Source organism: Flammeovirgaceae bacterium SG7u.111, from assembly GCA_034044135.1.
Classification (GTDB): domain Bacteria; phylum Bacteroidota; class Bacteroidia; order Cytophagales; family Flammeovirgaceae.
In genome coordinates, this window is the sequence record CP139021.1 from 581,647 (window position 1) to 594,901 (window position 13,255).

Genomic DNA, 13,255 nt, shown 5'->3' on the forward strand with positions numbered 1-13,255 from the left:
TAGTCCCTGTTTGGTGACTTAGGTGTATGGTTGGCAAAAATACAATGAAGTTATTAGTAATACAAATGGATCCTAATACTGAGAATGACTAAGGAGCACTTTAGAAAGTAAGTTTATTAGTGGGATAAGTTTTGTTTTTTTAGCATGAAACTCAAGCTTTTCAGCATAAAAAAACAGGCAGTTAAAAAACTGCCTGTCTTGATGAATTGTTTATAAAAATGTGTGATTTGTTCACATTTTATTTTTAAGTCTTAGCTTCGGACTTCTTTCTTACCGTCACCTTGAGCTCTTTTGCCTCTTTGTCATAGTCTGCTAGAAGAGTGTCTCCCTCAGTTATCTCGTTCTTTAGAAGCTCCTCAGCTATAGGGTCTTCCAAGTACTTTTGGATAGCCCTGTTCAAAGGTCTTGCTCCATACTGTGGATCGTATCCTTTATCGCTTAGGTAATCTTTTGCCTCTTCGCTTAGCTCTAGCTCAAAGCCTAAATTATTTAAGCGTTTGAACAACTTGGCTAGTGAAATATCGATGATTTTGTGAATATGCTCTCTTTCCAAAGAGTTGAATACGATCACATCATCAAGCCTGTTCAAGAACTCAGGAGAGAATGCTTTTTTAAGCGCACTCTGGATAGTAGACTTCATCATATCATCCTGATGATCCATCTTGGCTTTTGAAGCAAAACCGATTCCACTACCAAAGTCTTTCAAGTCTCTCACACCAATGTTTGAGGTCATGATAATGATAGTATTTCGGAAATCAACTCTCCTTCCTAATCCATCTGTCAAAATACCATCGTCCAATACTTGTAAGAGTAAGTTGAATACATCTGGATGTGCTTTCTCAATCTCATCAAGAAGGACTACACTATAAGGTTTTCTTCTGATTTTCTCAGTTAGCTGACCACCTTCTTCATATCCAACATATCCCGGAGGCGCTCCTACCAAGCGAGATACAGAGAATTTTTCCATGTACTCACTCATGTCTATTCTTACCAAAGAATCGTCTTTGTCGAAGAGATGAGAGGCTAGTACCTTGGCAAGTTCTGTTTTACCAACACCAGTAGGTCCTAAGAATATGAAAGAGCCGATTGGCTTTTGAGGATCTTTCAGACCAACTCTGGTACGTTGGATAGATTTAACCAATTTTTTAATGGCTTCATCTTGACCAATTACCCTGTCCATGAGCTCATCGCCCATGCCGAGTAGCTTCACACTTTCATTTTGTGCTAACTTGCTAACAGGAATGCCCGTCATCATGCCAATTACCTCGGCAACACTTTCCTCATCTACAGGATAAACCTTTTCGTTGGTTTCTACTTCCCAGCTCTTTTTAGCTTCTTCCAGTTGGTCGAGTAGCTTTTTCTCTTTATCTCTAAGCTGTGCAGCCTCTTCGTACTTTTGGCTTTTTACAACCTTATTTTTCTCCTTTTTAATATCTTCTATTTCTTCTTCAAGTTTCAAGATATTATCAGGAACGTGGATATTATTGATGTGAACTCTAGCTCCAGCTTCATCCAATACATCGATGGCTTTATCTGGTAAGAATCGATCGCTAATATACCTATCCGAGAGTTTTACACAGTTTTGTATTGCCTCTTCGGTGTACTGAACTCTGTGGTGTTCTTCGTATTTTCCTTTGATGTTGTTAAGGATCTCAACAGTTTCCTCAGGAGTGGTAGCATCTACCATCACCATTTGGAACCTACGCGCCAAAGCACCATCTTTTTCTATATACTGGCGATATTCGTCCAGTGTAGTAGCTCCTATGCATTGGATTTCTCCTCTTGCAAGGGCTGGCTTGAACATGTTAGAAGCGTCTAGTGATCCAGATGCGCCTCCCGCACCAACTATGGTGTGGATCTCATCAATAAATAAGATTACTTCAGGAGCTTTTTCCAACTCGTTCATTACCGCTTTCATCCTTTCTTCAAACTGGCCACGGTATTTTGTGCCCGCAACCAAAGAAGCCAAATCAAGCGTAACTACACGTTTGCCAAATAGCACCCTAGAAACTTTTTTCTGTACAATCCTCAAAGCAAGACCTTCGGCAATGGCAGTTTTACCCACGCCAGGCTCACCTATTAAAAGAGGGTTGTTCTTTTTCCTGCGGCTCAAGACTTGGGCAACACGCTCAATCTCATTTTCCCTACCAACAATTGGGTCAAGCTTTCCTTCTTCGGCAACCCTTGTGAGGTCTCTACCAAAGTTGTCAAGCACTGGGGTACGAGATTTCTCCGCTTTGCTACCGCCTTCGCCTCTACTTCCACTGCCACCTCCTGGGCTACCAGTGAACATCCTACTGCTGTCGTCATCAGGATCGTCCGTGTCTGGTCCAGAAATCGGGTTTTCGCTGTGGTATTCTAGCAATTCTTTGATCACCTCATAGGTAATATCGAATTTATGCAAAATCTGTGTGGCAAGGTTATCCTCATCCCTTAAGATAGAAAGCAGCAAATGCTCGGTTCCTATCAGTTGGGCTTTAAATATTTTCGCTTCCAGATATGTTATCTTCAATACTTTTTCCGATTGGCGAGTAAGGGGAATGTTTGCTAGGTTTTTAACATTATGACTTGCAGTGCCCCTTGTGGCCTGCTCAATAGTCTCACGAACTTCTTCGAGTGACACGCCTAGCTTCTTTATCAAAGCGATAGCAATGCCTTCCCCCTCACGGATCATGCCTAGCAATAAATGCTCGGTGCCGATATAATCGTGCCCCAAGCGCAAGGCCTCTTCCCTGCTCAAAGAAATCACTTCTTTTACTCGGTTAGAAAATTTTGCCTCCATAGTATGGTTTTGGATATAATAATGGTCGTTAAAATTAATTTAACCTCTATTCAAATAAAAGGATACAAAACGATTTATCTTAAATAATTCGTAATGTTTTTATAAAGTCTGCCTTTCCAATTCAAGATTATGAATATATTATTGGACTTTTCTATGATGTTGCAAATTTTGCTTACTTATTTTAAGAAATAACCTAAAATCGCCTCATCAAAAGATCTTAACCGAAACAGGCCTATTACACGAATAGTTTCTGCGACTTTATAATCGCCTTCGAATTCGGTCCTTCATTGAATAACAAGTCAATTACACTTAAGTTTTCAATAAAGTTATCAGTGAACAACTGGTGATAGGGGGTTGCATGAATGATACCACCCGAGGATTTATCGCTTATCACTGACCTAAAGTCACGAATTCCTTCTGGTTTGTCTGTTTGGTAGCTGTCAGTTTGGCTAAGCTCTGTGCCGAGCTTCAGGTATTTCAGACAAAGTGTCAGCAAGTCTAGGTTTAGTTCAAACAGGAAACGGTGGTTTGTGTAAATAATTTTGTAAAAAGCGCCTTCATAATGTTCAAAAAATGGAGCGTTGGCATAAGCGGAAGTAATTGCTCTCCAATGTCTATTTTGCCACTTTTCGGTATAATCTATTTGTATATCCTTTATTTTTTGAGGCTTCCTTGCTCCAATTACTGGCACGGTAAGTCTATCCACCTTGTTGGTTGTTTGGATATAGGCTCTGTTGCGAAGGCTTTGCCGCTGGAAGTTTTCTTCCGCTTCTAAAATCACTTTTTGGCTGTTTGCCATTACCGTAAAAAATGCCACATTGGGCAAATAATGCAATTCTATTAGCGATGTGTTTATTTCTTTCCCGCTCATATTTCTTCCTTACTATTCTCTGGCACAACAAAGCTTGGCTGCTCTTCAGCAAGTTTTGCTTTCAAATAATGAATTTTATGTCCCTTTTTGGTGAAGATACTTTCAAAGCGTGTTTTTATGTTATGGTGCTCGGCATAAAGTGGTGATTCGTATAGGTCAAATGTCTTTTCCAGTTCTAGTACTTCAAGTTTTTTTATTTCCTCCAAAGAATATTCAAAAAGAGGTTGGCTATCGGTTTTGAGGCGGATCCATCCACCCGGTTTCATTATTCGATGATAGATACCCATGAAACGAGGGTTGGTAAGGCGGCGTCTAATATCCCTCTTCCGAGGTCGCGGATCTGGGTTGATGATCCAGATATCGGCTACTTCATTTTCAGCAAAAAGATCTTCCAAATGGTGGATTTTTGTGCGTAAAAAGCCCACGTTTTTTAAGCCTTTTTCCTCTGCCTGCGAGCTTCCAAACCAAAGCCTATCACCTTTTATATCTATTCCTATGAAGTTTTTGTTTGGATAAATCTCGCCAAGACCTACGCTGTATTCCCCACGCCCGCAGGCAAGCTCCAATACGATATCGTTGTCATTTTGGAAAAATAACTCGTTCCAATTTCCCTTTATGTTTTCGAAAAGTTTCTTTCCTGCTTCAAGCACATTGTCGCTTGCTTTCACCCCCGAGAACTTCTTCTTTTTGCTCCTCGCCATTTTATTCTTCTGATTGATTTTATGCAAAAATAAAACATTTTAGGAATGCTGGGAGAAGCTAGAGGTTGGAGCTAGGAAATAGAAATATTCGTGAACAGAAAAATCAGTTATAGAAATAAAATATATACAACAAAAGCCGAAAAAGGTTGCTAACTCTAGTGCTTTTGCAAGTTCCTAATCGGGTTTCACCAAAAAGCTTTTGAGTTCCTCTTGTTACGGCATAGGTTTGCTGGTAATTATTTTAGAGCCTCTGGATAGTATTTTTTCTTCTTTTGGGTTGGAGGTGAGGTAAATAGTTTTTTCCACTACTCGCTCTTTCTCGGGTGCGAAAAGAAAAGCCAAGGCAACAGCCAGGATCACAACAGCAGCGCTAGCATAAGCAGGGATTTTGTAGGCAAATATTCCTACCCAAGCAGGCCGATGCTTTTGCTTAAATTGGGCAAGTAAAGCTTGTTTTGGATATGCTATATAAACTTCTTCAAAGCCGTATATAATTTGTCGAGCGGCAGGCCTACCACATTATAATACGAGCCCTCAATTTTTTCTACACCAACCATCCCAATCCATTCTTGGATGCCATAAGCGCCCGCTTTGTCGAAAGGCTTGAAGTTTTTGATGTAAAATTTAAGTTCGGTTTCCGAAAGGTTTTTAAAAGTCACTAATGTTTCGGAGCTAAAAAGGGTTTGCTTTTCGGTGGTGGTGAGGCAAACCGCCGTGATCACCGAGTGGGTGTTGCCCGAAAGTTCTTTGAGCATTTGCAAGGCTTCTGTCTCGTCTTTGGCTTTGCCGTAGAGTTTGTTGCCTAGCACCACAATAGTATCGGCTGTGATCACCACTTCGTCGGCACTCATATCGTCTTCAAAGGCTGAGGCTTTCATCCTTGCCAAGTACTCCGCCACTTCTTTCACAGGGTGGGTATTAGGAAAAATCTCCTCTATTTTTCTTTTCCTTACCTCAAAATCAATGTTGATCGATTTGAGCAATTCTTTTCTTCGGGGAGAGTTGGAGCCGAGGATTACTTTTTTCTTCATGATCTGAATATCTTTAAGGATTAAACTCTTGTTTACAAAGGCATGTTCATCTGATAGTTCATTTGTAAGGTTTTACGCAAAAGTTAAAAAAATAAAAAATTAAATCTTTCTTTTTAAATTGAGCGTTTATCAAAAATAGAATACTATTTCTTTCCGTAAACTTCCTAATAAAAATATAGTAAAATCGACAATATTAAAATACTATTTGCCTTTTATGCCCGAACAACGGAGCTTTAGGGCAAGCTTATTGACCTTTTCTGCTTGGTTACACAAGACCAACGCCTTCTTACATAAGGTATCTGCGGAGTTGTAAAAAGAACAAAAAAAACATTATTTAGTCTTATTATCGTGGGTTTGACGATCTGTGGCTGATTAAATCAAAACTAAATACACATGAAAAAGAAGCTGATATTTATCGCTGTTCCTACTGTGCTCATTCTTATTTTTAGCTTTTCTATTTTTAAGAGCGGACCAGATGGCAGTGATAAAACACTAGTACTAAAGGATATTATCTTTAGGGGATTGATTAACAAAGCTCATTTCAATACCGTAGAGCTGAATGATGATTTTTCCCGCAAGGCATTCGACCAATACCTAAAAAGGGTTGATGGAAACAAGCATTTTTTCATCAAAGAAGATGTGAAGAAGCTGGAGCAATACAAGGATAAAATTGATGATGAGCTGAACGGCCAGCCAAACCCTCTATTGGTGACAACAATTGGCATTTGGGATCAGCGTGTTGCTGAAGCAGAGCAGTATTATAAAGAAATCCTAGCTACTCCTTTCGACTTTGACCAAGATGAAAAGGTGGAATTGGATGGAGAAAAAAGAGAATACGCTTCATCTACAGACGAACTGAGAGAAGAGTGGAGAAAATACTTGAAATACCAAGCTTTGCTTCGTTATTACAATAAAATAGAAGGCCAGGAAAAAGAAGCAGAAGCGGCAAAAAAGGAAGGGAAAGAATTTACCCCAAAAACCAATGAGGCACTTGAGGCCAGCGTAAGGGAAGAGTTGCTAAAAAGCTATAACAACTACTTCGATAGGTTAAATAAAATGGATCACGACGATAAAGCAGCAGAGTACATCAATGCTATTCTTACGCTTTATGGCCCTCACACCGAGTTTTACCCACCAGAAGAAAAAGCCAATTTTGATATAGACATGTCAGGTCAGCTAGAGGGCATAGGCGCTCAACTGAGTTTGATAGATGGAGAGGTTAAAGTCGTGAGAATTGTACCCGGTAGCCCATCTTGGAAGAAAGGTGAGTTGAAAGAGGAGGACGTGATAATGAAAGTGGGGCAAGGTGACGAAGAGCCTATTTCGGTAATGGGAATGCCGTTGAAAGATGCGGTGAAGATGATTAGGGGCAAGAAAGGAACGGAAGTTCGCCTGACCATCAAAAAGCCAGACGGAAGAATCACTGTTTATTCGATTATAAGAGATGTAGTGGTGTTGGAAGAGTCCTATGCCAAATCGGCGATTATCAACCATAAGACTTCTGGTAAAAAAATCGGAGTGATCCATCTGCCAAGTTTCTATGCCGATTTCAGTGGGAAAGGCGGAAGAAGCTCTAGCACGGATGTAAAAGCAGAGCTTGAAAAATTGACCAAGCACAACCCAGATGCGATTTTGATCGATCTGAGGTTCAACGGTGGCGGTTCTTTGCAAGATGTGGTAGATATGACAGGTTACTTTATAGACGAAGGGCCAGTGGTGCAAGTAAACAGCAAATTGGGTGCGCCAACTATTTTGAAAGACAAATCGAGAGGTGTGGTATATGATGGACCGCTAGGCGTGATGGTGAACCACTTTAGTGCTTCGGCTTCGGAGATTCTTGCCGCAGCTTTGCAAGATTACAACCGTGCGGTGATCATCGGTAGCGAATCTACTTTTGGAAAAGGAACGGTTCAGCGCTTCTTGGAATTGGATTACTATCTTAACTCTAGCTACAGCCATTTGAAGCCACTTGGTTCGTTGAAACTGACTATCCAAAAATTCTACAGAATTACAGGAAAGTCTACCCAATGGAAAGGTGTTCGCCCAGATGTGATCTTGCCAGATACTTACGATTTCATCGATATTGGAGAAAAGAGTTTAGATTTTGCCTTGGAATATGACGAGATCGTTCCTCAGAAATTCACGGCACTAAACGATAACATCGACAAAACTGTCCTTTCGGCAAAAAGCCAGAAAAGAGTGAAGGACAATGAAATCTTCCAACTGACCGTAGAGAATGCGAAGAGGTTGCAAAAGCAGCGTGATAAAACGAGCCAAACCCTCAACTTTGAGGAATTTATGGTGGAGCAAAAGAAACTGGAAGAAGAAGCCAAGAAATTCAACGACTTGAAGAAGGTTCACGAAGATATGGAGGTTGTATCGGTAGATACTTTCGACGAAAGCTCAGAGCTGGACAAAATCAGAAAAACTAACATGGAAAGGTGGTACAAAGAATTGAAAGAAAACGTGTACCTCTACGAATCTATGCTAGTGATGGACGATTACACCAACAAGCTTTCAGTAGCTCAGACTGGTGCTGAGTAAGCAAGTTTAGAAATAGTAAAAAGTCCTTCCTGCTACTAGCAGGAAGGACTTTTTTGTGTAAAAATACCTGAGTCATCCTGAACTTGATTCAGGATCTCTCTCCCACACATCAGTAAGGGTTTGCAAATCTCGAAAAAAGGTGCAGCAACCTTATGCCCAACCTCGATAATAGAGCTTTTATGCAATAATGAATTCCTTCTTTTGAATTTAAGGAACGTACTGAATTATTGTGTAGAAATAGATGTGTTAACATTTAATTGCTTCTCAACCTTGGTTAAGCTTTTCTATTTCCTTATATTTAATATAGAACAATGAATCAGCTTTGGTTTATTTTTACTAAATAGCTTAACTACTCACACACTTGTTGCTATAAGTGTAATTGCTCCTTCCAAATTAATTACTATTCTACCACCGTACCCTGCTGATGATAGTGGTAAGTGGATAGAGAGACTTCCTGTATTTGATCAACTCACTTTCTAACATAAACTCAAATAATCATGATTAAAATCAGACTATTTATAGCTCTCTTTATGCTATTTTGTATTTCTACTTCTCAAGCCCAAGTAATAGAAAAGGTTGTAGGTATCACGCCAGTTGCTTATACAAGAACTACATCTAACAGAGATGATGCATTGCGATTGTACAATTACATTCTCAATGCAATGCAGCAAACCAATAGGTTGAAAGTAATTGATAGGCCATTGGGAGGTAAGCATGTAGTTGCAGAGCTTTCTGAGCAAACTAATTCTTCCCATGCCCTAGGGAATGTGGTAAAACAAGGTAAGCAACTTGGGGCAGATTATGTTTTTTTTACTCAAGTTAATACGGCAAATGTACTTACCATAAAAACGAAGGAGGGTGAACTAAAGGGGTATGAGGGTAATTTGTCCATATTTGTAAGGGTGCTTAGTGTAGAGACAGGAGAGGTGGTTTCTACTTCTGTAATCACCCCCAAAGGGGTCACTCCAGTAGAGGGAGCACTTGAAGAAACATTAAAATTAGATGCAAATGCGTCTAAAGTAGGGAATATCTTTGATGTAGGAGGACTTAGTGATTCTCCAGAAGAAGCACTAAGAAAAAGCATGGAAAAAATGGAAACGCAAATAAGAGTATTTGTGGATGAGACTTTCCCTCTAGAAATGTTGATTGCTAAAATTGAAGAAGTTGAACATGGGAAAAAGACACAAACAGAAGTATTTATCCTTGGTGGTAAGTTAACTGGTCTGCGAACAGGCGATAACCTGATTATAAAAGAAATAGTAGAAAGACATATTAAAGAGAAGATATATCACGACGAAGTGGAAAGGGGAAAGCTTAAGGTGATACGTGTGAGCCAAGATTTAGTAGTTTGCAAAATAACAGACGATTCTGATTTGGTTCTGAGTATCTATGAACAAAAGCCCGATATGCTCAAAGTGATCTTTATTCCTAAGTCTGATGTATTTGGATTTGGTTTCACCAAAGGGAAAAAATAACAAGCAGATGCGAATATTTAGCCCTTTTGTAATATGTCTTTTCCTCCTCTGTTCGGACGCAATGGGGCAGGAAAACCAAGGTGTTCAATTTCAGTATTTTTCCATGATGGTCTTACCTTACACGGTAGAGGGGGATAGGATTGAAAAAAAGCTAGAGGAATCGCCAAAGTTGAGGCATGCCATCACCCAGATTGAGGATATGTACCTTTCCAAAGGGTTTCAAGTATATGATTTTGCAGCCCGGTTAGAAGCCTACTGGGATACGGAGGGCTTGCAAGAAAGTACAGGTTATGATACAAAAGCGGGCTTGCTTAATTTCTCCAAGCCTGATATTTATACGGAACTGGAATTCAAGGCTATCGATTGTGGTGGTGGGCAGAAAAAAGCGAGACTTTCCCTCAAAACTTATATGACCAGTTCAGGCAAATTACTCGTGAATAAGTCTGGCGATACCAATTGCTTTTCGGGGGTGGGAGATGAAATGATTTTGTTGGAACGGGCGGTGATGGATATGGAAGAGGAATACACGGCTACTTTGAAACGAGCACTTGATAATATGGCTACTATGGGACAACCAGTTGCTTATAGTATTACCATAGATGATAATGTGAGTTTCGATTTCAACGACAACGTAAAAGCTGATATAGAAGGCGTGGAAGAAGAAGGTGCTTTGGCGGAAATTTTGTCAATTTGGCTAGATGAAAACGTGATTTTCTACAAATCTACAGGAAGTACTTCACAGCTAATGAAGTTTGACGAAGTTCGCTTGCCTCTTATTGACTCCAAATCAAAAAGGGTATATAACGTGGAAAAATTTAATAGAGATTTTCGCAGGTTTATAATCAGCAAAGTGAAGTTTGCTGACCTTCCTGAAGAAACGATCAGCGCAAAAGTGCAGAGGATAGGAGGTGTTACCGTAGTTCATCTGACAAATTAGGCGCCTGAATAAAGTGTTTCGGGATTAACAAAGGGGCTCACCTAATTTAATTATTAGGTGAGCCCTTTTGTTTTATTGACCAACGATGTTCAAAACCTACTATGGAGCTAAGGAAGATCCATTTTTTTGCTTTTTAAAAAGCCGATGAGTTTTTTGTTCAAAATAGCTTCTGGGTTAGTTTTGATAGCTCCACTTTCCTTAAGCACTGGAGTCCAACTATATACTACTTCTTGAGAGCTTAGGTTGATAATGACAACTTCGAAGGGGGCGCTGATAGATGTAGAACTGCTGCCTTCTTGGGTTTCCACTTCCCCTTGGTTCACAAGCATCAAGTATTTTGGGGAAGTTCCATGTTTTATGGAGGAATAATCTCCGCCCATTACCTTGTCGAAAGTTCCGCTGCTTATAAAGGATGATTTGACTACCTGATTACTTGCTTTTAATCCTTTGGCTTTCATAAGCTGGCTTACCGAGCTTGCAAATTGACTGTTGGCTTTATTTTTCGATTTATAGACAACCCCTATAGGGTAGCTGCTCGATGGATTAAAATAGGAAACAGGTGTTTTTTTTACTGGAGCTGGCTCAGTCTTTTTTTCTTCGATAATTTCTGCCTTTTTGCTAGTTGAGATGGTTGAAGGTGATGCTACTACTACCGTGGTTGTATCGTCAGTTGTGTTCTCAGGATTTTTCGCAACTGGCTTTTTATCAGAAAAGTTAACCCATGTAACTATTCCTCCACCAATAAGGATCACCAAGGTAACAATGATGATTAATGGAACTGGTAGTTTTTTGGTAGAAGAACTTTGTATTTGAGATGGTGAATTGGCTTGGGGTGATTGAGCTTGAGAACTGAATAGGTCATCGGGAAGATCATCTATAAAAAATCTTAATGACGCTGTTAATCTGTTATTTTCCAGTTCATAGTCTTCTCTACGAATAGTTCCTGCCCTATTCTCCTTTTCCATCCTATTCCAACGACTCTTTATCTCCATATAATCATTCTGATAATCAGTATATGCAGGGTATTCTAATTGGTTGAGATAATGAAATAATTCTTTTATCTTATTGTGACTGAATAGGTCTCTAAGTGTAGGTTTATCTATTTGACTCATTGGTTCTTTTTGTTTTATAACAATTTAAAGATTTTTAGTATAAAAAACCAATGACCTTCAAAACATCAATTAACTTTGAAGTAAATAGATGGATAAACGGTGTTTTAAAGCGTCAAATACTCCTCAACATTCGCCAATACCTTTTCCGAAAGCCTTCGGAAGGCAGCATCGGTCATGCCCGAGATACGGTCGATGCAGATCACGTTGGGGAGGGCTTGGTGGGCTGCTTCGTTGCCCAGTGCGCCGTCTATGTCCACTATGGCGAAGTTGCCTGCTTGGCTTGCCCATTTGCTAAATGCATCTATCTCGTAAGTAGCACCCAAGGAGGTGTTGATTAGTACCGAGTTGGGTTTCATTAGGTCAAATTCTTTTTTGCCCAGCAAATGTGTGTTTCTTGGCAGGTGCGTGGTGATGGCATCGGCTTGGGGGAGCAATTCTTCGAGCGGAGCATAGCGAATGTGGACAGTTTCTAGGTCGGGTTTTCTGGTTCGACTGAAATAGAGCACGTCCATCCCAAAAGCCACGGCTACTTGAGCGACCATGCTGCCCAGCGTCCCCATGCCTATAATTCCCAAGGTTTTTCCCTTTAGCTCCGTTTGTTTGGGCTTCCACTGGTGCTTGCCCATTCCCTTGCCAAGGTTGATGAGTTGGGCGAATACAAACTCCACCACGCCCTCGTCGCCATAGTCCCGCACGCCTTTTACGGTGATTCCCCGCTTTTCCGCCGCATCAATATCCACATTTGCCGATTCCTTGCTGTAAAGGCTGCAACACATACCTATATATTGAAGGTTAGGGGCTTGCTCTATTACGTTGGCGGAGATTTTAGTCCCCCAGCTCACCAAAAATGCATCGGCATCGCCAATCCGCTCAACAATTTCTGCATCGGAAGCAGGCGGTTCGTTGAAAAGCTTGATGGGCTTCTCGGAATAGCGGGCGAGCTTTTCCAAAGCCCAAGGCTGCAAGTTGGTATTGTCTACGCAGACTATTTGTTTGAATTGTTTTTCCATAGCAAAGGGTAGAAATAGATTTGCCCAAACCTAGTGTTTGTAGTTCGCTTTGGCAAATGGGAGTTTGAGATGCACACTGGGGGAAGAGGGCAAAGTCCAAGACCGAAATGGCTGGTGCGAGGGGTGGCTTGGCTGCACGGGACGAGCCTTGCGTGAGTGTGCCCAAAGACACAACATATAAAAAAGCCCAATACTATAAAGTACTGAGCTTAGTGATCGAGTTGAGTAAATTTATTTTTTGAAGCTTAACTTATGCCAGCCAAGCTCTAAACATCCAAATTGTTTTTTCTATACCTTCTATCAGTCCGCTGGCGAGTGAAGCTGTGCCTTCGTCGTTGTTTTCGCCTGCAAGCTCGAGTAAGCCTCTTAGTTGACCTAGAAGTTCCTGATTGTTATCTATCACTGCTTTTACGGCTTCTTCTCCATCCGAAATATCTAGGAGTGCTTTGATATACGTCTGCTCTGTATACTCAGCAAAGCTATGTAGTGGTCTTCCGCCCAAGGTGAGAATGCGTTCGGCAAGCTCGTCTATAGTGCCGGCCGCCTCATCGTATAAGCCCTCAAACTTCTCGTGAAGAGAGAAAAATGCTTTTCCTTTGATGTTCCAATGGAAGCCTCTCAGGTTTTGGTAGTAAAACTGATAGCTGCTCAATAATGTATTTAATTTATCGACTACAACTGCTGATTGTTGTGCGTCAAGTCCGTTTAGTCCTTCTGTTAAAACTGCGTTTTTCATTTTTGTTGAATTTTTATAGTTAAAAAATACATAGCCGATTGTTCAGCTATTGTTAG

Annotated in this window: 10 protein-coding genes; 3 read left to right on the top strand and 7 right to left on the bottom strand. The window is 40.5% G+C overall.

Going from position 1 to position 13,255, the window contains the following annotated elements; genetic code table 11:
- Nucleotides 1-244: 244 nt before the first annotated feature.
- The 4 genes from R9C00_02355 to R9C00_02370 form a co-directional block, all read right to left on the bottom strand.
- The gene (locus tag R9C00_02355) at nt 245-2,782 is read right to left on the bottom strand and encodes an ATP-dependent Clp protease ATP-binding subunit (GenBank protein WPO36283.1); all 2,538 of its coding nucleotides are present in this window, start codon (nt 2,780-2,782) and stop codon (nt 245-247) included.
- A 235-nt stretch (nt 2,783-3,017) separates the two neighbouring features.
- Nucleotides 3,018-3,653, bottom strand: coding sequence for a WbqC family protein (locus R9C00_02360; protein WPO36284.1), 636 nt, complete (start codon nt 3,651-3,653; stop codon nt 3,018-3,020).
- On the bottom strand, nt 3,650-4,381 hold the full coding sequence (trmB, locus tag R9C00_02365) for a tRNA (guanosine(46)-N7)-methyltransferase TrmB (GenBank protein ID WPO36285.1): 732 nt from the start codon (nt 4,379-4,381) through the stop codon (nt 3,650-3,652). The genes R9C00_02360 and trmB overlap by 4 nt, the downstream gene beginning before the upstream one ends.
- A gap of 437 nt (nt 4,382-4,818) precedes the next feature.
- The gene (locus tag R9C00_02370; GenBank protein ID WPO36286.1) at nt 4,819-5,385 is read right to left on the bottom strand and encodes a Maf family nucleotide pyrophosphatase; all 567 of its coding nucleotides are present in this window, start codon (nt 5,383-5,385) and stop codon (nt 4,819-4,821) included.
- A gap of 393 nt (nt 5,386-5,778) precedes the next feature.
- Between R9C00_02370 and R9C00_02375 the strand changes: the two genes are divergently transcribed.
- From R9C00_02375 to R9C00_02385, 3 genes are all read left to right on the top strand, one after another.
- Complete coding sequence (locus tag R9C00_02375; protein ID WPO36287.1) at nt 5,779-7,929, top strand: carboxy terminal-processing peptidase; 2,151 nt, start codon at nt 5,779-5,781, stop codon at nt 7,927-7,929.
- A gap of 497 nt (nt 7,930-8,426) precedes the next feature.
- Complete coding sequence (locus R9C00_02380) at nt 8,427-9,404, top strand: hypothetical protein (GenBank protein ID WPO36288.1); 978 nt, start codon at nt 8,427-8,429, stop codon at nt 9,402-9,404.
- 7 nt (nt 9,405-9,411) lie between these two features.
- Nucleotides 9,412-10,341, top strand: a complete 930-nt coding sequence (locus tag R9C00_02385) for a DUF6175 family protein (protein WPO36289.1) — start codon at nt 9,412-9,414, stop codon at nt 10,339-10,341.
- Nucleotides 10,342-10,448: 107 nt separating this feature from the next.
- Here R9C00_02385 and R9C00_02390 read toward each other — a convergent pair whose 3' ends face one another.
- The 3 genes from R9C00_02390 to R9C00_02400 all read right to left on the bottom strand — a co-directional run bounded on the left by R9C00_02390 (nt 10,449) and on the right by R9C00_02400 (nt 13,199).
- The gene (locus tag R9C00_02390) at nt 10,449-11,453 is read right to left on the bottom strand and encodes a hypothetical protein (protein WPO36290.1); all 1,005 of its coding nucleotides are present in this window, start codon (nt 11,451-11,453) and stop codon (nt 10,449-10,451) included.
- A 104-nt stretch (nt 11,454-11,557) separates the two neighbouring features.
- Complete coding sequence (locus R9C00_02395; protein WPO36291.1) at nt 11,558-12,463, bottom strand: NAD(P)-dependent oxidoreductase; 906 nt, start codon at nt 12,461-12,463, stop codon at nt 11,558-11,560.
- Nucleotides 12,464-12,713: 250 nt separating this feature from the next.
- A complete protein-coding gene (locus R9C00_02400) occupies nt 12,714-13,199 on the bottom strand; it encodes a Dps family protein (protein WPO36292.1) in 486 nt (161 codons plus the stop codon).
- Between the last annotated feature and the right edge of the window lie 56 nt (nt 13,200-13,255).

Coding starts and splice junctions, on each gene's coding strand:
- R9C00_02355 (WPO36283.1), bottom strand. CDS start 2,782: ATGGAGGCAAAATTTTCTAACCGAGTAAAAGAAGTGATTTCTTTGAGC.
- R9C00_02360 (WPO36284.1), bottom strand. CDS start 3,653: ATGAGCGGGAAAGAAATAAACACATCGCTAATAGAATTGCATTATTTG.
- R9C00_02370 (WPO36286.1), bottom strand. CDS start 5,385: ATGAAGAAAAAAGTAATCCTCGGCTCCAACTCTCCCCGAAGAAAAGAA.
- R9C00_02375 (WPO36287.1), top strand. CDS start 5,779: ATGAAAAAGAAGCTGATATTTATCGCTGTTCCTACTGTGCTCATTCTT.
- R9C00_02380 (WPO36288.1), top strand. CDS start 8,427: ATGATTAAAATCAGACTATTTATAGCTCTCTTTATGCTATTTTGTATT.
- R9C00_02385 (WPO36289.1), top strand. CDS start 9,412: ATGCGAATATTTAGCCCTTTTGTAATATGTCTTTTCCTCCTCTGTTCG.
- R9C00_02390 (WPO36290.1), bottom strand. CDS start 11,453: ATGAGTCAAATAGATAAACCTACACTTAGAGACCTATTCAGTCACAAT.
- R9C00_02395 (WPO36291.1), bottom strand. CDS start 12,463: ATGGAAAAACAATTCAAACAAATAGTCTGCGTAGACAATACCAACTTG.
- R9C00_02400 (WPO36292.1), bottom strand. CDS start 13,199: ATGAAAAACGCAGTTTTAACAGAAGGACTAAACGGACTTGACGCACAA.